Origin of the sequence: Haloferax massiliensis, from assembly GCF_001368915.1 — an archaeon.
In the GTDB taxonomy this organism is placed as follows: domain Archaea; phylum Halobacteriota; class Halobacteria; order Halobacteriales; family Haloferacaceae; genus Haloferax; species Haloferax massiliensis.
This window is the reverse complement of the sequence record NZ_CSTE01000001.1, coordinates 785,144-809,993: the sequence shown is the minus strand read 5'-3', so window position 1 is coordinate 809,993 and position 24,850 is coordinate 785,144. Positions and strand designations below refer to the sequence as shown.

The window sequence follows — 24,850 nt, the reverse complement described above, 5'->3', positions numbered from 1 at the left end:
CCGACCGCGACCGACTCGTCAATTCGCCAACCCGAAGACGCGCCGAACACCGCCGTTACGGCCGTTGAAAAGGCGTTAAGTATTCTCACGAGAATCGCGGAGTATGGCCAAGATAAGCGTCGAGATACCCGACGAACTGCTCGCTGACCTAGACGAGCACGTCGGCGACGACGGGAAGTTCGTGAACCGGAGCGATGCGGTTCGGGCGTCCATCCGGAAGACGCTCGACATCCTCGACGAAATCGACGACCGACACAACCGCCTCGTCGAAGATGAGTGAGGGGCGCTCGGCCGTCGGACAGGTCGCCCTCGTCGGGCTGTTCGTCACCGCGCTGACGACGGCGCAGTTGACGGCGTCGAAACTGCTCTCGATTCCCCTGCCGTCGGCGGTGGGCGAACTCCCGTTCGTCGGCGCGGCCATCCTCATGCCGGGGGCGGCGCTGGCGTACGCGCTCACCTTCTTCGCGTCCGACTGCTACTCCGAACTGTACGGCCGCCGGGCGGCGCAAATCATGGTGAACGTCGGCTTCGCCATGAACTTCGTCCTCCTCGGCCTCGTCTGGAGCACCATCGCCGCGCCCGCCGCCAACCCCGAGTTCGCCGCGCAGTTCGCCACGGTGCTGTCGTCGGGGACGAACATCGTCGCCGGGAGCCTGCTCGCGTACCTCGTGAGTCAGAACTGGGACGTCATCGTCTTCCACGGCATCCGCGACCTGACCGACGGCTCGTTCCTCTGGCTCCGCAACATCGTCTCGACGGCGACGAGTCAGGCCATCGACACGGTCATCTTCGTCGGCGTCGGGTTCTACGCCGCGCCGACGGTCCTCGGCATCGGAGACGTGCTCCCGTGGAACGTCCTTATCGGCCTCGCCGTCGGCCAGTACCTCCTGAAACTCCTCATCGCAATCGTGGACACGCCGTTCGTCTACGGGACCGTCGCGCTCCTCCGCGACGACGAGTCCTCGACCGACGGCTGGGTCGCGGACTGAGACGCCGCTCGAACCGACGGACGGCTTATCTCTTTTGGTAACATACCACACGATGTATGGTCGACGAGCACCGCCACAGGCTCACCGAACGGGACGGGATGGAGATGGGAGTCCGCTGTCCGAACTGCGGGACCTACACGTCGTTCGGTGACATCCTCGCCACCGGGGCCTGTCGCGGCGGGTGGAAGGGGTGTCGTACGGGGCTTCGACTCGAACTCGTGGTCGTTGAGTGAAGCGGGGTGACGGGACGGCGGACCGTCAGAACGTCGAGACAGCGGGGCGACGGGTCGAACGGGGGACCTGACTCAGGCGGCCCCGTCGGCGTCCGGCGACTCGTTCAGGTAGAGGTACGCCGCCGCGACGCTGAACACGGCCTCGCCGCCCTTCGAGAGCATCGCCATCTCGCTGACTCGCCCGCTCATGACGACCCACGCCACGATTTGGGCGAGCGCGAACGCGATGGCGACGAGGTAGAACTCGCGCCGCCAGAACTTGCTCAGGTAGACGGCGATGCCCGCGAGGAAGCCGACGCCGGCGAGGACGAACAGTATCGCCTGCGTCTGGTTGAGCTGGAGCAACATGGGAGCCATCGACAGGTGAACGTACGTCGAGGCCAGCGCCCCGAGGATGGCGACGTACGGGACGATTCCCGACGGGAGGCCGGTGAACAACGGTTGGGACTCGGCGGTCGTCGTGTCTGCTGACATGGGTGACTCACGAACAGAGTCGTGTCAACCGATAATAATGGTTGCCCGAAGTTAGACACAAATTGCGCGGAGAACGGGTCGGCGGCGGGGTGGCGCGCGGGCGCGAGAGACGCGCGACGTCGGCGCGCTCAGTCGTCTATCGGTTCGGCGAAGGCGAACCGCGGCTTCACGTCGGTGACGCGGACCGTCGGGGTGTCGCCCGCCTCGGTACCGGAGACGAACAGCGTGAAGTCCTCGACCTTGGCGATGCCGTCGCCCTCGCTTCCCACGTCGACGATTTCCACGTCGAGTTCGTCGCCCTTCCGGACCGGGGCGGTGAGGAAGTGCTTGCCGACGAGGTACTGCTCGGAGGAGCTATCGCGGGAGGCGTCGGGGCGCATCGACCGGACGTACTGGAACTCCCGCTCCATGTCGGCGCGGAGGTCCGCGACGTCCGGGCCGTCGAACACCTTCACGGCGAAGTCGCCGCCGGTCGCCAACAGCTCCTGTGCGACCTCGAACGCCTGCCGGGCGAGGTAGACCGAGCGGGCGTGGTCCAGCGAGTACTCGCCGGTCATGTTCGGTGCCATGTCGGAGACGACGGCGTCGGCCCCGCGCTCGCCGATGACGGCCGTCAGTTCCTCCTTCGTCTCGTCTTCGGTCATGTCGCCGCGAATCGTCTGGACGTTGTCGCGGTCGATACCGCGGATTCGCTGGAGGTCGACGCCGACGACCTTGCCGTGGTCGCCGACCTTCTCGGAGGCGACCTGCAGCCAGCCGCCGGGGGCGGCACCGAGGTCGACGACGGTGTTGCCGGGGCCGAACAGGCCCGCGTCCCCGTCGAGTTGTTTCAGCTTGTAGGCCGAGCGGGCGCGGTAGCCCTCCTGTTTGGCCTTGTTGTAGTAGTGGTCCTTGCGCGCCATAGTCTTGCCACCAGTAGCGTATCAGGCCGTATACCGGCTTCGGCTTGCGCCGTGGAGCGTGCGGAACAGTCTCACATCCCGTGGCGTCGGCGTCGAGGCGGCCGGGTTCAGTCGTCGCCCGCGAGTTCGTCGAACAGCGCCGAGACGCGCTCCTCGATGTCGTCGCGAATCGCCCGGACCGCATCGAGGTCCTTCCCGTCAGGGTCGTCGAGGTTCCAGTCGCGGGCGTCGCCGCGCCACGTCATGGGACAGATGCCCTCGGCCGAACAGCCCATCGTGACGACGATATCCACGCCCAGAATCTCCTCTTGGTCGATTGCGCGGGGCGTCTCGTCGGCGAGGTCGAACCCCTGTTCGCCCATGACCGCGACGACCTCGTCGTGGACGCGGTCGGCGGGGTCGGTGCCGCCGGTGACGACCTCGATTCGGTCGCCGACGCCGCGCTCGTCGCGCTCCCGGCGGGCGAAGGCCGTCGCCATCTGGCTCCGGCCGGCGTTCTGGACGCAGACGAACGCGACGCGGGTGGGCGTCGCGTCGGCGGCGTCGACATCAGCGGCGTCGGTCATCGCTCGGCACCTCGTCGGCGGGCGGCTGTCTTCCCCTCGGTGTTCGCCATATCCGAGAGTTACACAATCAGCTATTTGAGTGCTTTGAAGCCCGAAACCGCCGAAATCGTCGAATTAGCTATGTTCGGAGACAGTGACGACAACACACATAGGGAGCCGAGGGGAACGGTGGGGTGCTCGCGGGAGCGCGCACGCGGGAGAGCGTGCGAACATCATATTGCGGTGAGTCCAAATCAGGAGTATTTTTAAGACCGCTGTCGTACGACGGCACATATGTTCAAGGCCATCGTGAGCGCCGCGACGCTCCGGGACGCGCTCGACTCCGTGAGCGTCCTCGTCGACGAGTGTAAGATTCGACTCAACGAGGAGAGTCTCTCCATCCGCGCCGTCGACCCCGCGAACGTCGGCATGGTGGACCTCACGCTCGACGCGGCGGCGTTCGAATCCTACGAAGCCGACGGCGGCGTCATCGGCGTCAACCTCTCGCGCCTCGAAGAGGTCGCCGGTATGGCGGGCTCGGGCGACCTCATCCACCTCACGCTCGACGAGGAGACGCGCAAGCTCAACATCCGCATCGACGGGCTGTCGTACACGCTCGCGCTCATCGACCCCGACTCGATTCGCCAGGAACCCGATATCCCGGACCTCGACCTCGCGGCGAACATCGTCCTCGAAGGGACGCACCTCGACCGCGGTATCAAGGCGGCCGACATGGTTTCGGACCACATCCGCCTCCGCGTCGACGGCGCGGAAGAGACGTTCCACATCGAGGCCGAAGGCGACACCGACGACGTGGACCTGTCGCTTCCCCCGGCGGACCTCATCAGCATCGAGGCCGGCGCGGCCGACTCGCTGTTCTCGCTCGACTACCTGAAGGACATGAACAAGGCGATTCCGACCGACGCCGAGGTCACCGTCGAACTCGGCGAGGAGTTCCCGGTCAAGCTTCACTACCAGATCGCAGAGGGGATGGGCACCATCACGTACATGCTCGCCCCGCGCATCCAGAGCGACTGAGCGGACGTTTCGGCGGCCGCGTCGTTTTCCGACCATCCGAGCCGTCCCACTCGCTTCTCTCGATTCTCGCCGGCCAGCGACCGCGTCGGCGCGACGCGGCCGCGAACCGACCCTCAGGGCGCTTCCGCCCGCGGACGGCGCGCGACCGACGCGAGAACGAATATCACGGGCACGATGAGCACGGCCCCGACGACGAACGGCGACCAGTACGCGAAGACGTACAGCGCCGCCATCGACGGCGGACCGAGCGTCCGGCCGAGGCTCCCCGCGCCCTGCGTGACGCCGAAGGCGTTGCCCTGCTGGTCCGCCGACGCCGACGTGGAGACGAGCGTCGAAAGCGAGACGTTCAACATCCCGTTGCCGAACGACAGGAGCGCCCCGACGAGGAGGAGCGCCGCGAGTTCGCGGGTGAGCCACGGCGGCCCGCCGACAGCGGGGAGAAACGCCCCGATGTCGGGCGAAAACGGGAGCAACGCGAGCGAGGCCAGGAGCCCGACCGCGCCGACGACCGCCAGTTTCGCCTCCGAGTACCGCCGCGCGAGGCGGCCGACGACGACCCCCTGATTCAGCGTGCCGAGCAGGCCGATGTAGGTCAGAAACAGCGCCGTCTCCGTCTCGCCGTAGCCGTACACGTCGGCCGCGAAGGGGATGAACATGACCTGAATCCCGGAGAAGGCGACCGAGACGACGAAAAAGGAGACGACGAGTCCCCGGAGGTCGTCGTCGGCGAGGGCGGCGCGGAACTGCGAGACGAGCGTCGTCGCGGGCGTGCCGGCGGGCGCGCGGGTCCGCTCGGGTTCGCGCAGGAAGACGAACGCGAAGCCGAGGCTCACGAGGCTCAGCGCCGCCGCGGTGAAACTCGGCAGCGAGAAGCGCGTCGCGGGCACGAACGGCGGGAACAGGTCGCGGGCGAGCGCGACCACCGGGTCGGAGGCCATCAGGCCGCCGATGGCCGGCCCGAAGATGAACCCGAGGCTGAACGACGCGCCGACGAGGCCGATCGCGTGGTACGAGATGGTCGGCGGCGTGATGTCGGCGATGTACGCCTGCGCCGTGGCGATGTTGCCGCCCATCGCGCCCGCGAGCATCCGCGAGGCGAACAGCGTCGCCACCGCGAGCGCCGTCCCGAACAGCAGGTCGATTTCGCCGGCGACGCCGAAGACGGTCCACGCGAGGACGCTCCCGACGAGCGACAGCATGATGACCGGCCGGCGGCCCCGCCGGTCGGAGATGCGACCGAGGACGGGCGCGAAGAGGAACTGCATGAGCGAGTACGACGCCGCGAGGAGCCCGATGTACACGTCGCTGACGCCGAAGCTCCGGACGTAGAACGGCAGGATGGGGATGACGACGCCGAACCCGAGGAGGTCGATGAAGACGACGGCGACGACGACCGCGAGGGCGCGGCGCGTCCCCCGCGACTCCTCGGGGACCTCGGCGTCGGCAGAGACGGCGGACTCGGGTGCACTCACGACACCACAGACGTTCGAGAAGCGCCTAACGGTTGCGCCGATTGCGCCGAGTCGACGCGGGACTGAGGCCGGCGCTCAGGAGCGGTATCTGTCGATGACGCGCTTGGCCGAGACGGCTTTCTCCTTCCAGCCGTAGCCCGCGTCGTAGACGTGGCGCTTCTTCTCGACGAGTTCGGCGGGCGTCGCCTCCTCGAAGCCGCCGCGGTCCCACGCGCCGGTGTCGCGGAGCCAGTTGACGACGTTCTCGCGCGTCTCGGGCCACGACAGGCCGACCATCTCGTACCACGCGATCATGGCGAAGACGGCGTTGTCGTGACAGCCGGGGACGCTCCCGTACTGGTGGAGCGTCCGCATCGGCTCCCGGGTCGGCTCCGAGACCTCCTCTCGGAACTCCTCGGCGGTGAGGAGCCGAAGGACGCCCGAGTTCGCTTCCGACACCCGCTCGTCGCGCTTGAGTCGGCGGAGCGCGGCCTGCCGGAGCGGTCCCCACTCGCCCGGCGCTTCGCGGCGGAGCGTCTCCTCGTCGCACGGGCCGCCCGCGAGGACGGAGACGATGTCGACGTAGGCCCGCTCGACTTCGACCCACGGCGTCCCCTCGAAGCGACAGTCGGCGTCGTGGAGACTGGTCGTGGCGCGGCAGTCCGGACACGGGTAGTCGAAGTGCGGCACGTGAGAGCCTGAGGAAGTGGTCGGTAATAGGTTGTGTGATGCGCCGTCGCCGGCGTCCCGCCGCGAGAACCGACCGCGGTGGCGGCCGCGTGGCCCGCGCCCGCCACCGCCGAATCCGTCGCGTTTATCGGTGGGCACCCGGAACGTGGCGGTATGCGGATGCGCCCGCTCCACGCCCGATACCCGTTTTTCGCCGCGGCCAGAGAGGCGGTCGAATCGGCCGACGTCGCCATCGCGACGCTCGTCGCCGAGGACGCCCCGGCCGTCGAGCGCGGCGTCGAGCGCGTCGAACGCGCCCTCATGGAGGGCACCGTCGAACCCGACCCCGACGAGGCTTACGGGCGGGACACCCAGACGGAACTGCTTTCGTACCCCATCTCGCGCATCATCGTCTCGCTCGTCGAGACGCCCGCGGCGGTGGACAAGTACGCCCGCGCCGAGGCCGACACGGCCTACGAGCGCATGCTCGCCGACTTCGACGCCGGCGACGACGACGTCCACGGCGACGCCCGCGCGAGCCTCGACGACTTCCTCCGCGAGTTCGACCTCGACGGCGCGGTGCGGGCCGAATCGACCCGGAGCCGCAACAGCCGCCGCGCGCCCGACCACTACTGGGTCGACGTGGGACCGTACCTCACCTACTCCGACACCGACTGGGGTGCGGAGTGGCGGCTCGTCAACCGCTCGCTGGCCGGCGGCGCGGTCCGCGTCACCCGCGAGGAGCTCTCGGAACTGCTCCGCGAGGCGGTCCGCCGCCGGGTCGCAGAGGGGCTTCCCTTCGCCGTCCGCGGGAGCGACGCCGGCGACCGCCTCGCCGACGCGCTCAAACCCCACGTCGAGCGCCTGCGAAACCTGCTTTCGGACCGCGGCGCGGTCAACGTCGTCTACGTCGACTCGGTCGACCCCGACCACTTCCCGCCCTGCGTCGAGGCGCTGTTGGCGCGGGCGCAGGACGGCGAGTCGCTCCCGAACGAGGCGGCGTTCGCGCTCGCGGCGTTCCTCGTCGGCGTCGGCCTCGAACCCGAGGCGGTCGGGGGCGTCGTCGGCGACGCGAACGCCGAGGAACTCGAAAAGCGGGCGACCGTCCTCGCGGACTCAAGCGGGTCGCAGTACGCGCCGCCGACCTGCGAGACGATGCAGGCGTACGACCTCTGTGTGAACCGCGACGACCGCTGTGACACAATCAAGCATCCGATGAAGTACTTCGAGACGGCGACGAACGACGCGGACGCGGACGCGGCCGCCGCGGACGAAGTCGCCGACTGACGGGGAGACGGGAGGCGTTTCTACGAGCCGTCAGCCGACTGACGAGCGCCGCCGCTGCGCGTCGAACGCCGTTTCGCGGCGACCGCATCGCCGAAACCGACCGACAGGATTAGGAAGAACGCGACAGCCAAACGCCGATACCAGCCATCACGAGGACGAACGCCGTGATGGCGCCGACGAGTGCGAGCCCGCCGGTGGAGACGAGTCCACTCTGGTTGTAGGTCGCACCGATGCCGACGATGAGGGCGATAAACACCCCGACCGCGACGATGGAGACGGCAATCTTCCGCCGCATCTCCGCTTCGATAGCCATGCGACGACGTATCCGCGGCCGTTCTAAAAGGTCTTCGATGGGCGGATGCCCGACGAGAGCCACTCACGCGCCCGATTTTCCACGCGAAACGAGGGTTTAGGTCGTTCGAGAACCTACTTGCAGGTGACGGAAACCGACCTCGAACAGCCGCTGGTAAGGTCGGACTCCCGCACCACCATGACGCACATCGCACACACACCCGCGTCGACTCGCCGCCCGGTGCGCCGCAAGACCACGCTCCCGTCCGACGGGTTGGCCGGGCGCGCCCGCCGCGCCCGCGTCGAACCGATGGCCGTCCGGCCGCTCCGCGACGGGCGCTACGTCGTCGAGACCGACGGCGGCACCTACGTCGTCGACGTGGAGGCACGCACCTGCACCTGCCCCGACAACGCCATCCGGCGCGCCCGCTGTAAGCACCTCCGGCGGGTCGCCATCGAAATCACCCGCGGCGAGGTCCCGCCGCCGGGCCGCCGGAGCGCCACCTGCGCCGTCTGCGGCGACGAGACGTTCGTCCCGATGGACGCGGCGGGGCCGCAGCTCTGTCCCGACCACGAACACCGCGCCGGCGACCTCGTCCACGACCGCGAGAGCGGGAGCCTCCTCGTCGTCACGCGGGCGCTCGGCACCCGCGCCGACGAGACGCCGACCGAGACGGGGAAACTCGTCTCGGCGTACGAGAGCAACCGCGACTACGGCGACCACGAACCGGCCTTCGAGGCCGTGTATCTGGACTCGCTGCCGGTGAACGCCGGCCTCGCCGACCTCGGCGAACTGCACGCCTACCGGTTCCCCGCCTCGCGACTCAGCCGCGTCGAACGCGGCTTCGTCGGCGCTCGAACGCTCGGCGAGCGACTCGCTCGGGCGTGAGGAGAGAAGAACGAAGTGGAAAACGAGACGCCGCGCCGCGGCCTCAGTCGCCGCCGAGTTTCGTCTGGGTCGGGCCGCCGGTGAAGGACTCGAAGTCTTCACCGTCCGCCAACGCCGTCTCCTTTTTCACGCGGTAGTTCCCGCCGTCGGTCACGTAGAGTTCGCTGGGATGAAAGAAGTACCAGTCCTCGCGGTCGAATCGGACGGCGATGCGGGCTTTCGCGCCGAAGTTCCGCGAGAAGTAGACGAGCGCTTCGACCTCCTCGCCGCTCAGGTAGATAGGGCGACCGCTGGAGGCCTTCGCCTCGATGGCGTAGAACACCTCGCCGTTGCCCGCGAGCACGTCTGGGAGTTCGCGCGTCGTCGCGCTCCCGGAGGCGGGCGCGCGCATGACCGCGAAGCCGGCCTCGTCGAGAGCGTTAACGAGTTCGCGCTCGCGTCGGTCTCCCTTTCTGTTCGAAGACATGGTCGGGAGTCGGCCGCGGGCGGTGATAAATGGGACGAACGGCGTCCGGGAGCGCGGTTAACCCGGCACGCCACGGCTCGGCGTCACTCGAAAAGCGGGACGGCGTCTCCCCACAGCCCCCCGAACTGGCGGTCGAACTCGGCGACGACGCCCGCGTCCGTCACCACGACGACGCCGAAGCGGTCGGCGGCTGACTGTGGATGCGGAATGTCCACCGACGCGACCGTCCCGTCGACGACGTCGAACGAGACAGGTAGGCTCGGCAGGCACCGGACTCGAACCGTCTGCGGCTTCGACGCCACGAGTTCCCGAAACTCGTCGGGGAGCGAGTCGAGCACGGGGTCGCTGAGGAGCAACGATACGTCGAGGTCGTCGCGAGCGCCCTCGAAGAACGCGTCGAACTCCGTGCGGAGCGTCTCCCACGAGGCCCGCTCGTACGGCGGACCGACCGCGGCCGAGACGGATTCCGTCGCCGACCGCACGTGTTCGTGCATCGCCGTCCGCATCTCGTCGCCGCCGAGGCGGCCGAGCCAGACGCTCCCGTCGGCCGGCGGCGTCGGCAGGAGGTTCGACCGGACCGCGTCGGCAACGTCGCGGTATCGCGTCCACTCCTCGCGCAGTTCCGCGGCGCGCTCGGCCAGCAGTCGCTCGACCGCCGCGGCCGGAGTGACGGCGACGTACCGCGTCGGCTGGGCCGACTGCGCGCGGACCAACCGGCGCGCCCGAAGCCCGTTGAGCACGTCGTAAACCCGACCGTTCGGGACGCCGCTCGCGTCCGAGATGGTCGCGGCCGTCGCGGCACCCGTGACGAGGAGCGTCCGGTACGCCTTCTCCTCGTAGTTCGACAGGCCGAGTTCCCCGAGTTCGGTCATAGGCGGGACTCCCTCGCCCACAAGTTAGTATTTTGATGTTTCTTGGGCGGCGGCGAGCAACGGACCGCAAGTGGCGGGGGATTGCAGAACGCTCATCCGGGTCGTGGCGGGACCGACGGGCATGAACCCGTACGTGTTACTCGCCGGCGCAATCGCGTCGGAGCTGGTCGGAACGACCGCGCTCAAACTGTCCGCGGGCTTTTCGAAGCCCGTGCCGAGCCTCGGCGTGGTGGCCGGCTACGGCCTCGCGTTCTACCTCGTCTCGCTGACGTTGGAAGAACTCCCCATCGGCGTGGTGTACGGGACGTGGGCCGCGCTGGGCATCGTCGGCGTCGCGGCCATCGGCGTCGTCGTGTTCGACGAACCGGTCGACCTGACGGGCGTCGTCGGCCTGCTTCTCATCCTCGCCGGAATCTACTGCGTCAACGTCCTCTCGGAGATGGCCGCGCACTGACGCCGGCGTCGAAGCGAACGCGCCACCAGAGCTATCTATCGGCTGACGGATACTGCCCGTATGAACCGGGAGAACCGCATCGCCGTCGTCCTCCTCGTCCTCGGGGTCGCCCTCCTCGCGAACCCGCTGTATCTCTATCCCGACGGCGTCTCCTACGAGAAGACGTACACCTACGAGGCGTCCGCGGTGGACTACCTGCCGCACACTTCGGACACGTTCTACCGGGTCAAATCGTGTGGGTGGAACCCCCTCCAGTCGGCGGAGTGCGTCCCCATCATCGACATGGCCCGCGGCGACCCGGTCGAAGTCGAGTTGGACCCGGACCGCGACGTCTACTCGGAGTTCTGGTCGTTCGACTACGTCCGGACCGACGGTCGATACTTCGAACCGAACGCGACGCTCGACGGGCGCACGCTCACGCTCTCGGTCGACCCGGTACCGACCGAGACGGTGAAGCGAAACCTCTCGGAGGACCTCGACGAGTCGCCGCGATACGTCCGCGAGGCCGTCCGAAACGGCACCAGCACCGTGACCGAAGAAGACGCGTACGAGGCGCGGTCGCACTACGTCGAGTCCGACGGCCGGTACTACGTCGTCGAGCCGGTCGAAAGCGAGCGCGCCCCGACCGGTTGGGGCTGGAAAGCGCCGTCCGACGCGGCCATCGACGCGATGCGACTCGCGGCGTGGATAGGCGGCGTCGCGTGCATCTGGCGAGCGGGTGAGTGGACCGAACGCGGTCGCTGACGGGTGTGAGAAACGAGAGAGTGTGTGAGACCGCTTACGTCCCGTGGGCCCAGCTACCCATGTACTTGCGCTGTTCGTCGGTCATCGAGTCGAACTCGATGCCCTCGGCTTCGAGCTTAATTTCGGCGACCTCGCGGTCCAGTTCGTCGGGCACGTCGTGGACGCCGGCGTCGTAGGCGTCGCCGTTCTCGACGAGTTCGCGGACGACGACGGCCTGCACGCCGAACGACTGGTCCATGACCTCGACCGGGTGGCCGAGCGCGATGGGCGACGCGAGGTTGACGAGGCGGCCCTCGGCGAGGACGTTCAGGCGGCGGCCGTCTTCGAGTTCGTAGGCGTCGACGCCGTCGCGGGCCTCGTACTCGTCGACCGCGAGGTCCGACAGCGCGTCGAGGTCGATTTCGATGTCGAAGTGCCCGGCGTTGGCGAGCAGGACGCCGTCTTTCATGTTCTCGAAGTCCTCGCGGGTGATGACGTCGCGGTTGCCGGTGGTCGTGATGAACACGTCGCCGACCTTCGCGGCCTCCTCCATCGGCATCACATCGTAGCCCTCCATGTGGGCTTCGAGCGCGCGGCGGGGGTCGACCTCGGTGACGATGACGTTCGCGTTCTGGCCGGACGCCTTCTTGGCGACGCCCTTGCCGCAGTAGCCGTAGCCGCCGACGACGACGTTCTTGCCGGCGTACGAGAGGTTCGTCGTCATGGCGATGGTCGCCAGAGACGACTCGCCCGTGCCGTGGACGTTGTCGAACAGGCGCTTCATCGGCGTGTCGTTGACGGCGAAGACGGGGTAGTTCAGTTCGCCGTCCTCGTCCATCGCGCGGAGGCGGTGGACGCCGGTCGTGGTCTCTTCGGCCCCGCCGACGATGGTGTCGATGAGTTCGGGGTACTCCTCGTGGATGGTAAAGACCATGTCCATGCCGTCGTCGACCGTGACGGTCGGCTCGTGGGCGATGACGGCGTCGATGGCCGCGTAGTAGCCCTCGTCGTCGACGCCGCGGACGGCGTAGGAGGTGATGTCGTCGTTGGCGTCGAGCGCCGCCGACACGTCGTCGTGGGTCGAAAGCGGGTTACAGCCGGTGATGGCGACTTCCGCGCCGCCGAGCGCCAGCAGTTCGACGAGGTTCGCCGTCTTCGCCTCGACGTGCATCGCCATGCCGACGACCTCGCCGGCGAGCGGCTGTTCCGACTCGAACTGCTCGCGGAGCTCCTGCAGGATGGGCATGTGCTGGAGCGCCCAGTCCATCTTGCGTCGTCCCTCGGTCCGGGCGGCCTCGACGTCGTCGAGGTGCTCGGAGACGGGAGCGTAGTGTTCGCTCATACCCGTGGGTTCGGAGAGGGGTCCGAAAACCCTACCGAAGGCGGTCGCGCCCCCGAATCTACAAGTGTCAACCGGGAGATTGTATCGCCGAGGGCCGATGCTCGTCATAGAAAACGGCAAGACGCTCGCCGAGCAGGAGTTGTTCGCCCTGATGAGCGCCCCCGCAGTCCCGGACCTCTTGCGCGTCGCCGACGAACCGCTGACGGTCAAGGAGCTGAGCTGTCGGGCCGACGTGCCGCTGTCGACGGCCTACAGAGAGGTCAAGCGGCTCCACGAGGCGGCGCTGTTCGAGAAGTCCATCATGGTCGACCACAGCGACGGGCGACACGTCGCGCAGTACCACCGGACGTTCGAGCGCATGGAGGTCAGCGTGACCGACGACGGACTGCGCATCGAACTGGCCGGGTAGCGAGGTCGGAAGGCGGTGTGGGCGGACCAGACGGGGGGTTCAGACGGCGGCAGGCCGGCGCGGCGATTCAGACGCGCTCGCGGAGCGACGCGATTGCCTCGCGGGCGCGGGCCATCGCGGCGTCCTCGTCGAGCGTCAGCACCTCGCGGTCCCGCATCAGCACCCGGCCGTCGCAGACCGTGTGGCGAACGTCGGAGCCGCGGGCGGCGTACGCGAGGTGGCTCACGAGGTCGTTGGCGGGCGCGAGATGCGGCGCGTCGAGGTCGACGACGGCGAGGTCGGCCGCGCCGGCGGTCGCCATCCGCACCACGTCCGGGGCGGCGACGGCGCTGGCGTCGTCCGCGGCGAGCTTGCCGAGCATCGCGGCGTCGCGCATCTCGTCGAACATGTCGAGGTCGTTGTTCGAGGCCGCGCCGTCGGTGCCGAGGCCGACCGTGACGCCCGCGTCGAGCAGTTTCTGGACGGGAGCCATGCCGGAGGCGAGTTTCATGTTCGACGCCGGGCAGTGGACGACGCCGGTGCCCGCGTCGGCGAGCAGGTCGATTTCCGCGTCGTCGACGTGGACGCCGTGGGCGAGGAAGTCGTCGCCGGTGAGCATCCCGAGTTCCTTCGCGTACGCGAGCGGGCGTTCGCCGCGCTCGTCGACGATGGGGTCGACCTCGTCGGTCGTCTCGTTGGCGTGGTAGTGGACCGGGATGCCCTCGTCGTGGGCGTCGGCGACGAACTCGCGGAGGTACTCCTCCGCGACCGTCGTCAGCGAGTGCGGCATCGCGGCGGTCCGAATCCGGCCGTCGGCCGCGCCGTCGAACTCGCGGGCCACGTCGAGGCTCTCGTCGATGTCGGCCCGCGCGTCCGCGTCGTCCTTGCCGAGCGTGACGACGCCGTGGCCGAGGCGGGCGCGGAGGCCGGCCTCCTCGACCGCGGCGGCGATTTCGGGGACGTGGAAGTACATGTCCGCGAACGCGGTGGTCCCCGACTTAATCATCTCCACGAGGCCGAGTTCCGCGCCGGCGCGCACGTCCTCGGGCGTGAGCGCGCCCTCGGCGGGCCAGATGTCCTCGCGGAGCCACGCGTCGAGCGGCTTGTCGTCGGCGTAGCCGCGCAGGAGCGTCATCGCCACGTGGCAGTGGGCGTTCACCAGACCGGGCGTGACGAGACAGCCCGCGGCGTCGAGCGTCTCGTCGGCGTCGGCGTCGAGGTCCGCGCCGATGTCGAGGATAGTCCCCTCGTCTCGGTCCACGAGGACGTCCGCGTCCTCGACCGTCGCGTCGGGGCGAAGCACCTGTCCGCCCGCGATTCGGAGCGTGTTCATGTCGCTCGTTCGGGTCGGCGGGGTGGTGAATCCACCGTCTCGCGGCCGCGGGGACCGAGCGGCCGTTTCGCCTCCGAGCGGGCCGAATACCGGCGGTAGTCCGATTCCCGAAAATCGAGAACGAGCACGCCCCCTTAGGGTCGGACCCCCAGTATCGGGGGACATGGAGCCCCCGTCGAACCTCGCGCTCGTTCCGGGGCACGTCCAAGGCAGTCCGTGGATGACCGCGGTCGTCGTCCTCGCGGGAGTCTCGTCGGTGACGCTGGCCGCGCTCGGCGTCGCCGTCTTCCTCCGGCGGCGGACGCGGTCGCACCTGCTCGTCGCGCTGGCGCTGTTGGCGTTCGCGTCGCGGGCGGCCGTCGCCGCGCTGACGCTCGGCGGCGTCCTCTCCGAGTTCGACCACCACGTCGTCGAACACTTCTTGGACCTCGTGATGGCCGGCCTCGTCCTCGCGGCCATCTACTACGCCCGGAGCATCGAGCGCGAGGCGGGGGTCAACGACCCATGAGTGAGACACGAACCCGCGTCGCCGACCACATCAAGCACAACCCGGGAGTCCACTTCAACGAGCTCGTTCGCGCGCTCGACCTCGCTCCCGGCCAGGTACAACACCACGTCCGCAGACTGCTCTCCGACGAGACGGTCCGCCGCTCCGAGTTCTACGGGCGGACGCACTACTTCCCCCCGGAGTTCGACGCGTGGGAGCGCGGCGCGCTCGCGCTCGTCCGCCGGGAGACCGCCCGCGACATCCTCGGCCACCTCCTCGAACACGGCGACGCCCGCCCCGACGACGTCGCCGACGACATCGGCGTCGCCCGGAGCACGCTGGAGTGGCACCTCGACCACCTCGTCGAACGCGACGTGGTCCGCAAGGACCGCGACCTGCACAACCGCGTGACGCTCGTCCTCACCCACCCCGAGCGGACGACCAGACTGTTGGACGACGTGTCGCCGTCGCTCCCCGAGCGGTTCGTCGACCGGTTCGACCGCCTGCTCGACCACCTCGTCGAAGGGTAGTCGCGGGTCCGCAAAGCGACGTTTCTACGGTTCTACGCCTCGCCCGCGCCGGAGCCGTCTCGGAGCCGTTCGATGCGCGACGCCAGCGACGGCTCGAACGAGAGACGCGACCCCGCGCGGCCGGTGTCGACCTCGTCCGCGGTCGCGTCGAGCGCGTCGGCGACGGCCGCGCGTCCGACCCGCTGTGCCGCCGCCTCGTCGGCCCGATAGATGAGCCGCTTGCTCGCGTACTCGCCGGTCACGAGAACGATCACGCCGATTCCGGCGGAGACCAAGAACGACAGCGCGAACCCGAGCGGCGACCACGCGAAGCCCCCGAAGACGAGTCCAGCCGCCGCGCCCACGGTGAACAGGCGAAGCTCGTAGACGTACCGAGCGACCCGCCCGGCGTCGACCGCGAGGTGCGCCGAAACCGTCTCGTCGTCGTAGCGGTCGAGCAGCGAGTCGGTGAGAAACAGCGTCTTCCGACCGAGCGGGCCGCGGACGAGGTGGTCCGAGCGGTGGCCGCCGCCGTCGAGGAGGCGAATCCGAGCGACCGAGAGACCGGCGCGGTCGCACAGGCGGTCGAGTCGCTCGCGCGTCGCGTCGTCTGGGACCGCCGTCGTCTGCGAGACGCTGACGAACGGTGTCGAAAACACGTATGCGGCGGCTACGAACGCGAGGAGGGTGAGCAGGCCGCTGGTCTCCAAGACCCGGAATTCGACTTGTAGCGCGGTCACCACGCAGAGGACGAGCGCCGCGATGAAGAGCTGATAGCGGAACATCTTCGCGGCGGCCGTTCCCGCACCTATATCGGCGTCTCGAACGCGCCTCGCCACGGGGAACGCGCCCAAGTACGAGACGGTCGCCACGACCGCGGCACCGGCAGCCACGAGCGCCCAGCCGAAAATCGCCCACGGCCAGTCGGTCGGGAGACCGACGGCCGCGAGGACCGCCCAGTCCGCGTTCGTCCACCAGACGAGGCCGACGAACAGGACGGCGGCGGAGAGCCAGTTGCTTCGCACGCGCCTTCTGAACCGCTGGACCGACGAATCGCGGCGCTCGTGGAGGCCGGCGCTGACGCGCGACCAACCGGCCCCGAGGAGGGAGACGCCGACGAGCGCGCCGGCGAACGTAAGGGGAGCCATGAAGTGACATTTGGAATACGTGTCAAAAACCGTTCCGGCTTGCGAAAGTCAATTACCTCCGGGACGTGACGGAGAGGTATGCGAATCGCCGTGCCCAACAAGGGCCGCCTGCACGAACCGACGATAGAACTCCTGGAGCGTGCGGGACTGCACCTCGACAACGGTGCCGAGCGCAAACTCTACGCCGGGACCGTCGACCCCGACGTGACCGTGCTGTTCGCCCGCGCCGCCGACATCCCCGAGTACGTCCGCGACGGGGCCGCCGAGGTCGGCATCACGGGCCTCGACCAAGTCCGCGAGTCGGGCCACGAACTCGAAGACCTGCTCGATTTGGAGTACGGCAAGTGTCGGCTCGTCCTCGCCGCGCCCGAGGACGGCGACATCGAGACCGTCGCCGACGTCTCGGGCAAGGTCGTCGCCACCGAGTTCCCGCACATCGCGCGAACTTACTTCGAGGAGGAGGGCATCGACGCCGAGGTCGTCGAGGTCACGGGCGCGACCGAACTGACGCCGCACGTCGAGATGGCCGACGCCATCATCGACATCACCTCGACCGGGACGACCCTGCGGGTGAACCGCCTCGCCGTCGTTGACGAGGTGCTGTCGTCGTCGGTTCGGCTGTTCGCCCGCCCCGACGTGGTCGACGACCCGAAGGTCCAGCAGTTGCTCATGGCGCTCGAATCCGTCCGCTCGGCGGAGGGCAAGCGCTACCTGATGATGAACGCGCCGCGCGAGAAACTCGACGACGTGAAGGAGGTCATCCCCGGCCTCGGCGGACCGACCGTGATGGACGTCGCCGGCGACTCGACCGTGGCCGTCCACGCCGTCGTGAACGAACGCGACGTGTTCGAGGTCGTCAGCGACCTGAAGAACGTCGGCGCGAGCGGCATCCTCGTGACCGAAATCGAGCGGTTGGTCGAGTAAGCGACGCGCCGATTTTCACTGTTTCCAGCGCAGGTCCGGCACCGTGACCGACGGGTCGAACCCGAGGTCGCCGCGGCGCGCTCGGACGTACGCCGCGATACAGACCGCCCCGAGCACTATCGCGCCGACGCCGAGCAGGCCGGCCTCGGGGCCGAACGCGCCGCCGGTAATCACGTCGGGGCCGCGTTCCGTCGTCTCGACGAGCGACGTGCCGAAGTCGAGGCCGCTGACCGCGAAGCCGAAGACGCCGCCCTGCACGAAGTTCCACGAGATGTGGATTCCCGTCGGGATGGCGAGGTCGCCGGTGAGCGCGTAGCCGAGGCCGAGCATGACGCCCGCGAGCGTGATGCTCGTCGTGCTGGCGAACCCCGCGTTCGGGTTGGTGTAGTGGGCGACGCCGAACACCGCCGACGAGACTGCGAGGCCGCCGGCGACTGCCACGTCCGGGTCGAACCGCCAGCGGAGCCCCTCTGCGACGTCGGTGAGAACGATTCCCCGGAGCAGGAGTTCCTCGGCGATGCCGACGACGACGAAGAACGCCAGAAGCGAGCCGACGCCGAGCAGTCGGTCGACGCCGAGCGGGGCGGGAGAGACCGAAATCCAGTCGGCCGCGACGCCGACGACGAAGACGGCGGTCATCAGACCGGTTCCGAGTGCGAGGCCGAACGCGAGGTCGACCGCCCACTCGCGGTCGAACCCGAGGCCGAGGTCCGCGATGGTTCGTCTGTCGACGTACCGCGCGACGACGAGCGCGGCGAGGCCGCTCGCCCCGACCGAGACGAGGGAGACGACGAGCGACACGAGTCGGCTGGACTCGGCGAGGCCGCCGAGCGCGGTCGAAAGCGAGAGTCCGACCACCAGTGAGACGACGACGAAGACGACGGGCGTCGCGAGCAGGCGGAACGGGGCGCGCGGCCGGCGTTCCGTGTCGTTCCAGAGGAGGCGACGGGGAGACACGGCGAGGGGTTCGACGGCCTCGGTCAAGAAAGTACGGCGGGAGCCTCAGATGGGCGCGGTCGTGAGGATTGCGGCGAGGCCGAACAGCACGCTGCCGAGGAGCACCGAGACGACGAAGTGGATGGTCACCACGTACGCCGACAGGCGGTTCGACCGGCCGTAGAGATACTTGACGAAGCCGAAATCGAGACCGATTGCGAGCGCGAGCGCGACGAAGGAGTTCCAGCCGAAGGAGGTGAAGACGACGGCGACGGCCGCCGGAACCGGCCCGACGGCGAACGCCTTCTTGAGTTCCACGTCGCCGAGGACGTTCCGCGCGGCGATGTGGGCGGTGAGAGAGAGGAACAGCGCGAACAGCGCGAACGTTCCGGCGACGGCCGTGACCGGCGCACCGGCGGCCGTCTGCAAGGTGAGCGCGTCCATACCGGCCCGTGGGACGCGACTGACTTAGGTTCGGTCGATTCGGTCCCGGTCGCGCGGCGCGGCCGGGCGACCGGCGCGTTAGAACGACCCGTTCAGGAGACCGAGTTCGGAGAGGCGCGAGATGATGACGTCGACCGCCGCCTCGGCGTCTTTCGGCTGTTTGCCGCCCGTGATGACGAGTTTGCCCGACCCGAAGAGGAGGGCGACGACGCTCGGTTCGTCGAGGCGATAGACGAGACCGGGGAACTGCTCCGGCTCGTACTCGATGTTTTCGAGCCCGAGACCGATGGCGATGGCGTTGAGGTTCAGGTTCTCGCCGAGGTCCGCGCTCGTGACGATGTTCTGAACGGTGATTTCGGGGTCGTCGTCGACGGGAATCTGAAGCTCGCGGAGCTTGTCGAAGACGATTTCGAGGCTCTCGTGGACGTCGTCGGTCGACTTCGCGCCGGTACAGACGATTTTCCCGGACCGAAAGATGAGCGCCGCGGACTTCGGCTCCTGCGTCCGGTAGACGAGTCCCGGAAACTGCTCGGGGTCGTAGTCGGCACCCTCGAGGTCCATCGCCACGCTCTGGAGGTCGAGCTCTTGGCCGATTCCCGTGGAGGCGACGACGTTTTCGATGTTGATTGTGTCCTTGGGGTCGGTCATACAACGATTTAAGGCACGTATTTAAGGGTTAAAAAGATTGGTGCAAGAAGTTGACAGCTTACGTACGACGGCGAATAATCCGGACGTTTCGGACGGTGACGACCGCGCCGAGAACTGTCAGTGAGAATGGAACTGCGAGGCGAGCGACCGACGGTCTGAGCGCCCAGTAGGCGGCGAGGAACAGCGCGATTGAGACGAGTTTCAACGCCGCGAACGAGCCCGGACCGGGGTCGCCGCCGGAGATGCGTCGCACGATGGGGTTCCCTTCCTGCACGCCGGCCATCCTGACTCCGAGGACGGTCGTGACGTAGTCGCCGAGCCCGTAGGCCAGCGCCGCCGCGCCCCAGATGATGGCGTCGAGAGAGGCCATACGGGTGGATTCGGAGCGGTCGGTATAAGTCTCGCCGTCGTCGGGATGTCGCGGTCAGCGGCACGGCCGGTCGGTGGCCGGCGACGACCGATACCCTCATTTCCGCGGCCCGTCAGGTCCGAGCGTGTACGGACTGGAACTCGCCGGCGAGGAGGACGCCTTCGCCGCCCGCGAGGCCGAGGCGGCCGCGACGGGCGTGACGGTCGTCGCGGCCGCGAACGTCGACCGCGAGGGGACCGTCGCCGTCCGCGCCCGCGACGTCCGAGGGCTCACCGATATCAGCACGACCGACGCCGAGCGCGAACTCGGGTCGGCGCTCGTCGACCGCGGCTTCGGCGTCGACCTCGACGACCCCGACCACGAGCTTCGGGTCTACTTCTCCGAGGACGCCTGTCTCGTCGGCTGGACCGCCGTCGAGGCCGTCCGCGACTTCGCCGACCGGAAGCCGACCGACCGCCCGTTCTTCCAACCGGGGAGCATGGCCCCAGTGGACGCCCGCGCGTTCGTCAACATGGCCGGCGCGGAGCCCGGTGCCCGGATTTTGGACCCGATGTGTGGCACCGGCGGCGTCCTCCTCGAAGCCGGCCTCGTCGGTGCCGACGTGGTCGGCGTCGACGCCCAAGCGAAGATGGTCGGCGGCGCGCGGGAGAACCTGCGTCACTACGTTGGCTCCGGCGACGTGGTCCGCGGCGACGCCACCTCGCTCCCCTTCAACGACGACTCGATGGACGGCGCGGTGTTCGACGCCCCCTACGGCCGGCAGTCGAAAATCGCGCGACACTCGCTTTCGGACCTCGTCGGCGGCGCGCTGGCGGAGGTCCGCCGAGTCGCCCCCGAGTGCGTGATGGTCGCCGACCGGTCGTGGGCCGAGGAGGCCGAAGACGCCGGCTGGGAGGTCGAACGCGTGTTCGAGCGCCGCGTCCACCGGTCGCTGGTGCGGTACGTGCATCTGCTCCATCGGTAGTCGGAATCGGCGGCGACGTCGATAGGTTCGGCCGAGTCGGTGATTGTCCGGTCAATCGCTCGACAGGACTATCAGCCAGCGCGTCGAAGCGAATGCATGTTCCGGACAGTTCGAAAAGCGGTCTCCGAGGCGTACGACCCCGACCCGCGAGCGATGGTCATCGTCGCGATGGGGTCGTCGTTTCTGCTGTTTTCGCTCCTGTCGTATTCGGCCGGGTCGAGTCCGTACTACCTGTTCGCGCTCGTGGTGGCAGTCCTCTCGCTCGTCTGCTCGCTGGCGATGCTCGCGGTCGAGGCGCTCCGGTAGTCGTGGTGGACGAGGCCGCGACAGCTCTTCCTTCTGAAGCGTGAGGTCGCCGTCCGAGCCGACGCGCAACATCACGTACTCGTAGTCCTGAATCTGTCTATAGAATTTTGGTGTGATTTATTTCTAAGTCCAATTTTGGGACATAAAACCGATAAGGAGGCCGATGACTAATGCACCAAACCCGAGAGCGATAGTGCAACACCACGACGAATGTCGTAAAGTATTGCTTCAAGAGCACCAGCGAGTATCGCAAGGGGACCCAGAATAATTGGGAAGAAAAGGCTCTGTTGAAATCCTCAGTTATTGATAGTTTCTTGAGGTCGTGCTGAATAGAGCGCGCAAGTCGGTCACTCGACCTTGCTGGTCTTGATGTTAGGTATGGGGATTTTTATTATAACTCCCACAAGGGCTATCACCCAATAGAAGTCATATTGCTAACACATGAAATTCATCTACATCGCTATCGCCGGAGCGGTTCTTGCACTAATATCGCTCCCACTCGGCCTCATGCTAATCATTGTGGGATTGTCGTTGCATTTCTTTCAAAAGTACAACTCTCGCCGCCTTGATGAAGCGGGTGAACGCTAGAAAACCACGAGGATAACTATGCACACCTACCTAACGGCTGTTTCGTCACTGGTCGCGTGAAACGAACATCAGAGTCTTGCTGAACTCACCCTCTATATTCAGCACGCGACATCTGTCAGGCCCTGAGGATTTCAACAGAGCCGAAGAAAAGAAAACCGAGCCCACCAACAATGGTACCGCCAACTACCAATACACGTTCAATTGTTGTCGCAAACGATTCTTCTAGCTCCTCATCTCTCTGGACATCATCTTCAGATTCTTTTTCCGACTTACTGGGTACAAGCGTATCGAGAGTCATTGTCAAATAGAATGTGAATGTTTGCTATGATATTAAGTGCCAAATTCCAGTATGTCACTTACTCACCCTATTTAATATCTTCCCAGTATTAATTGGAAACAACCACACGCTACTATTGCATATTCAGTTTAATTCCGCCGCGCCAACACCGTCTCGCCCGCCCGCACCGACTCGCCCTTCTCGACGACCACGTCGTCGGAGCCGTACTCCGGCGGCAACAGCACGTCCGCCCGGGAGCCGAAGTCGATGTGGCCGAGTTTCTGCCCGCGGACGAGTTCGTCGCCGGGGGCGACGTACGAGTGAATCCGGCGGGCGAACGCGCCAGCGATGAGCGACACTTCGTGGTCGCCCGCGTCGGTGTCGAGTTCGATATCGACGCGCTCGTTGCGGTCCGAGTCCTTCGAGAACGCCGGTTTGTGCGCGCCGGGGCGGTGGGTGACGGTTCGGACCGAACCGGAGACGGGCGCGCGGTTGACGTGCACGTCGGTGACGTTCATGAACACGCCCACGCGGACGCGGCCGTCCTCGACGCGAATCACTGAGACGCGCCCGTCGGCGGGGGCGACGACGCCCGGTTCGTCCGGTGGCGAGCGCTCGGGGTCGCGGAAGAACCAGAGGACGAACGCGCCCACAGCGAGGAGCGCGGCCCCGAGGGGCGGGAAGACGACCGCCGCGACCGCCGCGCCGACGAAGGCGGGGAGCGCGAACCGTCGGTAGCCGGGTGCGAACCGCATCTATGCCTCGCCGCGGACGTCCGCGCCCCAACTCGTGAGGAGGTGGGTGATGTGCAGGCGGTCGTCGATGCCCGTCGAGATGTCGAGGTCGACCTGCCCGGCGAGTTCGTGCAGGCGGGCGAGTTCGCCGTCGGCGAACCGTTCGGGGGTCGAGTCGGCGACGCGGAGGACGTCGCGGAGGAGCTCCTGTCCCTCGTAGCCCTCGTCGTCGAGAAGCGTCGTGAGCGTCTTGCGGGCGTCCTTGATATCGCCCTCGCGGGCGTTGATGAGGAGCGTCTTCAGCTCGTCGTCGAAGCCCACGTCGCCGAGGGCGGCGTGGACCGTGGACATGGTGACCTCGTCGGCCTCGGTGGCCGTCCGCTGGGCCGAGAGCACGGCCTTCCGGACGTTCCCGTTGGAGGCGTCGGCGAGGAACTGGAGGCCGCCGTCGTCGTAGTCGACGCCCTCCGCGTCGAGGATGGCCGCGAGGAGGGATTCGAGCGCCGCGTCGTCGGGTGCGGGCATGGGGACGGGGAAACACCGCGAGCGAATCGGCGGGATGAGCTTCGAGGGCTGGCGCGTGGTGATGACGAACTGCGTGGTCCGGTGGTGCTGTTCCATCACGCGGCGGAGCGCCTGCTGGAAGTCCTCGCGGATGGACTCGGCGTTGTCGAGGACGATGGTCTTGTACTCGCCGGACATCGGGGCGTAGCTGGCGGACTCCTTCAGCACGCGGTTTATCATGTCGCGTTTCGCCATGCGACTGCGGCCGTCGAGGAACTGCTCGAACCGCGGGTCGGCGCGAATCTGCTTTTTCGTCCGGTTGAAGAAGTCCGCGACGTTGAGTTCGATGAGGTCGTTTTCGGGGTCCGAATGCGCCTCACGGGCCAGCGCGCGGACGGCGGCGGTCTTGCCGACGCCCGGCGGGCCCTGCACGACGAGGTTCATCGGTTCGTCCACGGCGCGTCGGAGGCGGTCGCGGACCTCCGGCTGTGGGAGGTCGTCGAGCCCCGGCGCGTGCGTCTCGGTCCACAGCGGCGCGTCCATTGGACTCCGGTAGCAGACGGTCGGGTAAGAATCGGTCGGTCCGGGGCGTCGGGCGGGGGCGGCGTCCCGGGACGGTGAGTCCCGGGGCCGCGACGGATTCGACGCACGTTTAGTCCCGCCGCTATCATTGTGGTGCATGTCCATGCGCGCGACCTTCCTCGGGACCGGCGGGGCCGTCCCCACCACGGCGCGTGCGCCGAGCGCGTTCCTCGTGAACCGCGACGGCGAGCGCCTGTTGTTCGATTGCGGGGAGGGCACCCAACGCCAGATGATGCGCTACGGGACCGGGTTCGGCGTCAGCCACCTGTTCGTCACCCACCTCCACGGCGACCACATCCTCGGCATCCCCGGCCTGATTCAGACGCTCGACTTCAACGACCGCGACGCCTCGCTGGCCATCCACGGCCCGCCGGGGAGCAAACGCCACCTCGAAACGCTCGTCCACGCCGGCGGCTACCAGCCCGGCTTTCACGTCTCCGTCCACGAGGTCCGCCCCGGCAACGTCGCCTACCGCGCCGACGACTACGAGGTCCGCGCGTTCGACACCGAACACCGGACCGCCTCGGTCGGCTACGCCCTCGTCGAGGACGACCGCCCCGGCCGGTTCGACCGCGAGAAGGCCGAGGAACTCGGCGTCCCCGTCGGCCCGGCGTTCGGCCGCCTCCACGCCGGCGAGGACGTCGAACTCGAAGACGGAACCGTCGTGCGCTCCGAGCAGGTCGTCGGCGACCCCCGACCCGGTCGAACCGTCGTCTACACCGGCGACACCCGCCCGCTCGACTCGACCGTCGAGGTCGCCCGCGACGCCGACCTGCTCGTCCACGACGCGACGTTCACCGACGAGGAGGCCGAGCGGGCGAAACAGACCGCGCACTCGACCGCGCGCGAGGCCGCTCGCGTCGCCCGCGACGCCGACGTTCGGCGGTTCGCGCTGACGCATATCTCCGCCCGGTACGCCGCCGACCCGGGCCCGCTTCTCGAACAGGCCCGCGAGGTGTACGACGGCGAGGCGTTCGTCGCCGAAGACGGTCAGAAACTTGAGGTCCCGTACGCCGACAGCGACGGCGGCGGGGCCGAGACCGGCGAGTAGTCCGCGGGCCGCGGTACGCTTTTCTCCCGCCC

Annotated in this window: 33 protein-coding genes; 15 read left to right on the top strand and 18 right to left on the bottom strand. The window is 67.8% G+C overall.

Features of this window, described 5'->3' with window-relative positions; translation table 11 throughout:
• Positions 1-103 precede the first annotated feature (103 nt).
• From BN996_RS03985 to BN996_RS19990, 3 genes are read left to right on the top strand one after another with little or no spacing between them, the layout of a single operon-like run.
• Positions 104-280: a ribbon-helix-helix domain-containing protein gene (locus tag BN996_RS03985; RefSeq protein ID WP_007275542.1), complete on the top strand. Its 177-nt coding sequence runs from the start codon at positions 104-106 to the stop codon at positions 278-280.
• Positions 273-989 carry a queuosine precursor transporter gene (locus BN996_RS03980; RefSeq protein ID WP_089777250.1) on the top strand — a complete coding sequence of 239 codons (717 nt, stop codon included), beginning with the start codon at positions 273-275 and terminating at the stop codon, positions 987-989. Before BN996_RS03985 ends, BN996_RS03980 begins: the two co-directional genes overlap by 8 nt.
• Positions 990-1,045: 56 nt before the next feature.
• Positions 1,046-1,222, top strand: coding sequence for a hypothetical protein (locus BN996_RS19990; protein WP_167344097.1), 177 nt, complete (start codon positions 1,046-1,048; stop codon positions 1,220-1,222).
• 72 nt (positions 1,223-1,294) lie between these two features.
• Here BN996_RS19990 and BN996_RS03975 read toward each other — a convergent pair whose 3' ends face one another.
• The 3 genes from BN996_RS03975 to BN996_RS03965 all read right to left on the bottom strand — a co-directional run bounded on the left by BN996_RS03975 (position 1,295) and on the right by BN996_RS03965 (position 3,164).
• Positions 1,295-1,696 (bottom strand): DUF7475 family protein, encoded by a 402-nt coding sequence (locus BN996_RS03975; protein WP_089777249.1) that lies wholly within the window; start codon positions 1,694-1,696, stop codon positions 1,295-1,297.
• Positions 1,697-1,824: 128 nt separating this feature from the next.
• Positions 1,825-2,598 (bottom strand): 23S rRNA (uridine(2552)-2'-O)-methyltransferase, encoded by a 774-nt coding sequence (locus tag BN996_RS03970; RefSeq protein WP_089777248.1) that lies wholly within the window; start codon positions 2,596-2,598, stop codon positions 1,825-1,827.
• A 107-nt stretch (positions 2,599-2,705) separates the two neighbouring features.
• Positions 2,706-3,164: an arsenate-mycothiol transferase ArsC gene (locus BN996_RS03965; RefSeq protein ID WP_089777247.1), complete on the bottom strand. Its 459-nt coding sequence runs from the start codon at positions 3,162-3,164 to the stop codon at positions 2,706-2,708.
• 273 nt (positions 3,165-3,437) lie between these two features.
• Between BN996_RS03965 and BN996_RS03960 the strand changes: the two genes are divergently transcribed.
• The gene (locus tag BN996_RS03960; protein ID WP_004065599.1) at positions 3,438-4,181 is read left to right on the top strand and encodes a DNA polymerase sliding clamp; all 744 of its coding nucleotides are present in this window, start codon (positions 3,438-3,440) and stop codon (positions 4,179-4,181) included.
• 113 nt (positions 4,182-4,294) lie between these two features.
• Here the strand turns inward: BN996_RS03960 and BN996_RS03955 are convergent, their stop codons facing one another.
• Both BN996_RS03955 and BN996_RS03950 read right to left on the bottom strand, forming a co-directional pair.
• Positions 4,295-5,653 (bottom strand): MFS transporter, encoded by a 1,359-nt coding sequence (locus BN996_RS03955; protein ID WP_089777246.1) that lies wholly within the window; start codon positions 5,651-5,653, stop codon positions 4,295-4,297.
• A 75-nt stretch (positions 5,654-5,728) separates the two neighbouring features.
• Positions 5,729-6,322 carry a DUF7474 family protein gene (locus BN996_RS03950; protein WP_089777245.1) on the bottom strand — a complete coding sequence of 198 codons (594 nt, stop codon included), beginning with the start codon at positions 6,320-6,322 and terminating at the stop codon, positions 5,729-5,731.
• 159 nt (positions 6,323-6,481) lie between these two features.
• Here BN996_RS03950 and BN996_RS03945 point away from each other — a divergent pair, with 159 nt between their 5' ends.
• Positions 6,482-7,588 (top strand): DNA primase, encoded by a 1,107-nt coding sequence (locus BN996_RS03945; RefSeq protein ID WP_089777315.1) that lies wholly within the window; start codon positions 6,482-6,484, stop codon positions 7,586-7,588.
• Between the two features lie 109 nt (positions 7,589-7,697).
• On the opposite strand, the gene BN996_RS03940 is transcribed toward BN996_RS03945, so the two are convergent.
• Positions 7,698-7,901: a DUF7472 family protein gene (locus tag BN996_RS03940; RefSeq protein WP_004065604.1), complete on the bottom strand. Its 204-nt coding sequence runs from the start codon at positions 7,899-7,901 to the stop codon at positions 7,698-7,700.
• A 219-nt stretch (positions 7,902-8,120) separates the two neighbouring features.
• On the opposite strand from BN996_RS03940, the gene BN996_RS03935 reads away from it, so the two are divergent.
• Positions 8,121-8,768, top strand: coding sequence for an SWIM zinc finger family protein (locus BN996_RS03935; protein ID WP_089777314.1), 648 nt, complete (start codon positions 8,121-8,123; stop codon positions 8,766-8,768).
• A 43-nt stretch (positions 8,769-8,811) separates the two neighbouring features.
• Here the strand turns inward: BN996_RS03935 and hjc are convergent, their stop codons facing one another.
• Positions 8,812-9,234: a Holliday junction resolvase Hjc gene (gene hjc / locus BN996_RS03930; RefSeq protein ID WP_089777244.1), complete on the bottom strand. Its 423-nt coding sequence runs from the start codon at positions 9,232-9,234 to the stop codon at positions 8,812-8,814.
• A gap of 83 nt (positions 9,235-9,317) precedes the next feature.
• Positions 9,318-10,106, bottom strand: a complete 789-nt coding sequence (locus BN996_RS03925) for a TrmB family transcriptional regulator (RefSeq protein ID WP_089777243.1) — start codon at positions 10,104-10,106, stop codon at positions 9,318-9,320.
• A gap of 121 nt (positions 10,107-10,227) precedes the next feature.
• Between BN996_RS03925 and BN996_RS03920 the strand changes: the two genes are divergently transcribed.
• Positions 10,228-10,560: a DMT family transporter gene (locus BN996_RS03920; RefSeq protein ID WP_089777313.1), complete on the top strand. Its 333-nt coding sequence runs from the start codon at positions 10,228-10,230 to the stop codon at positions 10,558-10,560.
• Positions 10,561-10,620: 60 nt separating this feature from the next.
• Positions 10,621-11,304 carry a DUF8127 domain-containing protein gene (locus BN996_RS03915; RefSeq protein WP_089777242.1) on the top strand — a complete coding sequence of 228 codons (684 nt, stop codon included), beginning with the start codon at positions 10,621-10,623 and terminating at the stop codon, positions 11,302-11,304.
• Positions 11,305-11,338: 34 nt separating this feature from the next.
• Here BN996_RS03915 and BN996_RS03910 read toward each other — a convergent pair whose 3' ends face one another.
• Positions 11,339-12,625, bottom strand: coding sequence for an adenosylhomocysteinase (locus BN996_RS03910; protein WP_089777241.1), 1,287 nt, complete (start codon positions 12,623-12,625; stop codon positions 11,339-11,341).
• A 97-nt stretch (positions 12,626-12,722) separates the two neighbouring features.
• Here BN996_RS03910 and BN996_RS03905 point away from each other — a divergent pair, with 97 nt between their 5' ends.
• Positions 12,723-13,034 (top strand): helix-turn-helix domain-containing protein, encoded by a 312-nt coding sequence (locus BN996_RS03905; protein WP_007275558.1) that lies wholly within the window; start codon positions 12,723-12,725, stop codon positions 13,032-13,034.
• Between the two features lie 67 nt (positions 13,035-13,101).
• Here BN996_RS03905 and BN996_RS03900 read toward each other — a convergent pair whose 3' ends face one another.
• On the bottom strand, positions 13,102-14,346 hold the full coding sequence (locus BN996_RS03900; RefSeq protein ID WP_089777240.1) for an amidohydrolase: 1,245 nt from the start codon (positions 14,344-14,346) through the stop codon (positions 13,102-13,104).
• 163 nt (positions 14,347-14,509) lie between these two features.
• On the opposite strand from BN996_RS03900, the gene BN996_RS03895 reads away from it, so the two are divergent.
• Positions 14,510-14,854 carry a DUF7471 family protein gene (locus tag BN996_RS03895; RefSeq protein ID WP_089777239.1) on the top strand — a complete coding sequence of 115 codons (345 nt, stop codon included), beginning with the start codon at positions 14,510-14,512 and terminating at the stop codon, positions 14,852-14,854.
• The gene (locus BN996_RS03890; protein ID WP_089777238.1) at positions 14,851-15,363 is read left to right on the top strand and encodes a winged helix-turn-helix transcriptional regulator; all 513 of its coding nucleotides are present in this window, start codon (positions 14,851-14,853) and stop codon (positions 15,361-15,363) included. Before BN996_RS03895 ends, BN996_RS03890 begins: the two co-directional genes overlap by 4 nt.
• A 32-nt stretch (positions 15,364-15,395) precedes the next feature.
• Here the strand turns inward: BN996_RS03890 and BN996_RS03885 are convergent, their stop codons facing one another.
• Positions 15,396-16,490: a M48 family metalloprotease gene (locus BN996_RS03885; protein WP_089777237.1), complete on the bottom strand. Its 1,095-nt coding sequence runs from the start codon at positions 16,488-16,490 to the stop codon at positions 15,396-15,398.
• Positions 16,491-16,568: 78 nt separating this feature from the next.
• Here BN996_RS03885 and hisG point away from each other — a divergent pair, with 78 nt between their 5' ends.
• Positions 16,569-17,414 (top strand): ATP phosphoribosyltransferase, encoded by an 846-nt coding sequence (gene hisG, locus BN996_RS03880; RefSeq protein WP_089777236.1) that lies wholly within the window; start codon positions 16,569-16,571, stop codon positions 17,412-17,414.
• 15 nt (positions 17,415-17,429) lie between these two features.
• Here hisG and BN996_RS03875 read toward each other — a convergent pair whose 3' ends face one another.
• From BN996_RS03875 to BN996_RS03860, 4 genes are all read right to left on the bottom strand, one after another.
• Positions 17,430-18,398, bottom strand: a complete 969-nt coding sequence (locus tag BN996_RS03875) for a CPBP family intramembrane glutamic endopeptidase (protein WP_089777235.1) — start codon at positions 18,396-18,398, stop codon at positions 17,430-17,432.
• 18 nt (positions 18,399-18,416) lie between these two features.
• The gene (locus tag BN996_RS03870; protein WP_089777234.1) at positions 18,417-18,794 is read right to left on the bottom strand and encodes a DUF7473 family protein; all 378 of its coding nucleotides are present in this window, start codon (positions 18,792-18,794) and stop codon (positions 18,417-18,419) included.
• Positions 18,795-18,872: 78 nt separating this feature from the next.
• Entirely contained in the window at positions 18,873-19,442 is a 570-nt protein-coding gene (locus BN996_RS03865; RefSeq protein WP_004968907.1) for a TATA-box-binding protein, read from the bottom strand.
• A gap of 58 nt (positions 19,443-19,500) precedes the next feature.
• Entirely contained in the window at positions 19,501-19,812 is a 312-nt protein-coding gene (locus BN996_RS03860) for a DUF5658 family protein (RefSeq protein ID WP_089777233.1), read from the bottom strand.
• A gap of 133 nt (positions 19,813-19,945) precedes the next feature.
• On the opposite strand from BN996_RS03860, the gene BN996_RS03855 reads away from it, so the two are divergent.
• Together BN996_RS03855 and BN996_RS03850 are read left to right on the top strand one after the other, a co-directional pair.
• A complete protein-coding gene (locus BN996_RS03855; protein ID WP_089777312.1) occupies positions 19,946-20,776 on the top strand; it encodes a methyltransferase domain-containing protein in 831 nt (276 codons plus the stop codon).
• Positions 20,777-20,872: 96 nt separating this feature from the next.
• Entirely contained in the window at positions 20,873-21,082 is a 210-nt protein-coding gene (locus BN996_RS03850) for a hypothetical protein (protein WP_089777232.1), read from the top strand.
• 703 nt (positions 21,083-21,785) lie between these two features.
• Here BN996_RS03850 and BN996_RS19700 read toward each other — a convergent pair.
• From BN996_RS19700 to BN996_RS03840, 3 genes are all read right to left on the bottom strand, one after another.
• Positions 21,786-21,968, bottom strand: coding sequence for a hypothetical protein (locus BN996_RS19700; protein ID WP_139043097.1), 183 nt, complete (start codon positions 21,966-21,968; stop codon positions 21,786-21,788).
• 128 nt (positions 21,969-22,096) lie between these two features.
• Positions 22,097-22,702, bottom strand: a complete 606-nt coding sequence (locus BN996_RS03845; RefSeq protein WP_089777231.1) for a protein sorting system archaetidylserine decarboxylase — start codon at positions 22,700-22,702, stop codon at positions 22,097-22,099.
• A complete protein-coding gene (locus BN996_RS03840) occupies positions 22,703-23,728 on the bottom strand; it encodes an AAA family ATPase (RefSeq protein ID WP_089777230.1) in 1,026 nt (341 codons plus the stop codon).
• A 142-nt stretch (positions 23,729-23,870) separates the two neighbouring features.
• On the opposite strand from BN996_RS03840, the gene rnz reads away from it, so the two are divergent.
• Complete coding sequence (gene rnz / locus BN996_RS03835) at positions 23,871-24,818, top strand: ribonuclease Z (RefSeq protein WP_193310928.1); 948 nt, start codon at positions 23,871-23,873, stop codon at positions 24,816-24,818.
• The last annotated feature ends 32 nt before the right edge of the window (positions 24,819-24,850 follow it).

Coding starts and splice junctions, on each gene's coding strand:
- BN996_RS03890 (WP_089777238.1), top strand. CDS start 14,851: ATGAGTGAGACACGAACCCGCGTCGCCGACCACATCAAGCACAACCCG.
- BN996_RS03975 (WP_089777249.1), bottom strand. CDS start 1,696: ATGTCAGCAGACACGACGACCGCCGAGTCCCAACCGTTGTTCACCGGC.
- BN996_RS19990 (WP_167344097.1), top strand. CDS start 1,046: ATGGTCGACGAGCACCGCCACAGGCTCACCGAACGGGACGGGATGGAG.
- BN996_RS03965 (WP_089777247.1), bottom strand. CDS start 3,164: ATGACCGACGCCGCTGATGTCGACGCCGCCGACGCGACGCCCACCCGC.
- BN996_RS03940 (WP_004065604.1), bottom strand. CDS start 7,901: ATGGCTATCGAAGCGGAGATGCGGCGGAAGATTGCCGTCTCCATCGTC.
- BN996_RS03870 (WP_089777234.1), bottom strand. CDS start 18,794: ATGGACGCGCTCACCTTGCAGACGGCCGCCGGTGCGCCGGTCACGGCC.
- BN996_RS03860 (WP_089777233.1), bottom strand. CDS start 19,812: ATGGCCTCTCTCGACGCCATCATCTGGGGCGCGGCGGCGCTGGCCTAC.
- BN996_RS03920 (WP_089777313.1), top strand. CDS start 10,228: ATGAACCCGTACGTGTTACTCGCCGGCGCAATCGCGTCGGAGCTGGTC.
- BN996_RS19700 (WP_139043097.1), bottom strand. CDS start 21,968: ATGACTCTCGATACGCTTGTACCCAGTAAGTCGGAAAAAGAATCTGAA.
- BN996_RS03885 (WP_089777237.1), bottom strand. CDS start 16,490: ATGGCTCCCCTTACGTTCGCCGGCGCGCTCGTCGGCGTCTCCCTCCTC.
- hjc (WP_089777244.1), bottom strand. CDS start 9,234: ATGTCTTCGAACAGAAAGGGAGACCGACGCGAGCGCGAACTCGTTAAC.
- BN996_RS03980 (WP_089777250.1), top strand. CDS start 273: ATGAGTGAGGGGCGCTCGGCCGTCGGACAGGTCGCCCTCGTCGGGCTG.
- BN996_RS03850 (WP_089777232.1), top strand. CDS start 20,873: ATGTTCCGGACAGTTCGAAAAGCGGTCTCCGAGGCGTACGACCCCGAC.
- rnz (WP_193310928.1), top strand. CDS start 23,871: ATGCGCGCGACCTTCCTCGGGACCGGCGGGGCCGTCCCCACCACGGCG.
- hisG (WP_089777236.1), top strand. CDS start 16,569: ATGCGAATCGCCGTGCCCAACAAGGGCCGCCTGCACGAACCGACGATA.
- BN996_RS03970 (WP_089777248.1), bottom strand. CDS start 2,598: ATGGCGCGCAAGGACCACTACTACAACAAGGCCAAACAGGAGGGCTAC.
- BN996_RS03900 (WP_089777240.1), bottom strand. CDS start 14,346: ATGAACACGCTCCGAATCGCGGGCGGACAGGTGCTTCGCCCCGACGCG.
- BN996_RS03840 (WP_089777230.1), bottom strand. CDS start 23,728: ATGGACGCGCCGCTGTGGACCGAGACGCACGCGCCGGGGCTCGACGAC.
- BN996_RS03945 (WP_089777315.1), top strand. CDS start 6,482: ATGCGCCCGCTCCACGCCCGATACCCGTTTTTCGCCGCGGCCAGAGAG.
- BN996_RS03960 (WP_004065599.1), top strand. CDS start 3,438: ATGTTCAAGGCCATCGTGAGCGCCGCGACGCTCCGGGACGCGCTCGAC.
- BN996_RS03985 (WP_007275542.1), top strand. CDS start 104: ATGGCCAAGATAAGCGTCGAGATACCCGACGAACTGCTCGCTGACCTA.
- BN996_RS03895 (WP_089777239.1), top strand. CDS start 14,510: ATGGAGCCCCCGTCGAACCTCGCGCTCGTTCCGGGGCACGTCCAAGGC.
- BN996_RS03910 (WP_089777241.1), bottom strand. CDS start 12,625: ATGAGCGAACACTACGCTCCCGTCTCCGAGCACCTCGACGACGTCGAG.
- BN996_RS03905 (WP_007275558.1), top strand. CDS start 12,723: ATGCTCGTCATAGAAAACGGCAAGACGCTCGCCGAGCAGGAGTTGTTC.
- BN996_RS03925 (WP_089777243.1), bottom strand. CDS start 10,106: ATGACCGAACTCGGGGAACTCGGCCTGTCGAACTACGAGGAGAAGGCG.
- BN996_RS03865 (WP_004968907.1), bottom strand. CDS start 19,442: ATGACCGACCCCAAGGACACAATCAACATCGAAAACGTCGTCGCCTCC.
- BN996_RS03845 (WP_089777231.1), bottom strand. CDS start 22,702: ATGCGGTTCGCACCCGGCTACCGACGGTTCGCGCTCCCCGCCTTCGTC.
- BN996_RS03915 (WP_089777242.1), top strand. CDS start 10,621: ATGAACCGGGAGAACCGCATCGCCGTCGTCCTCCTCGTCCTCGGGGTC.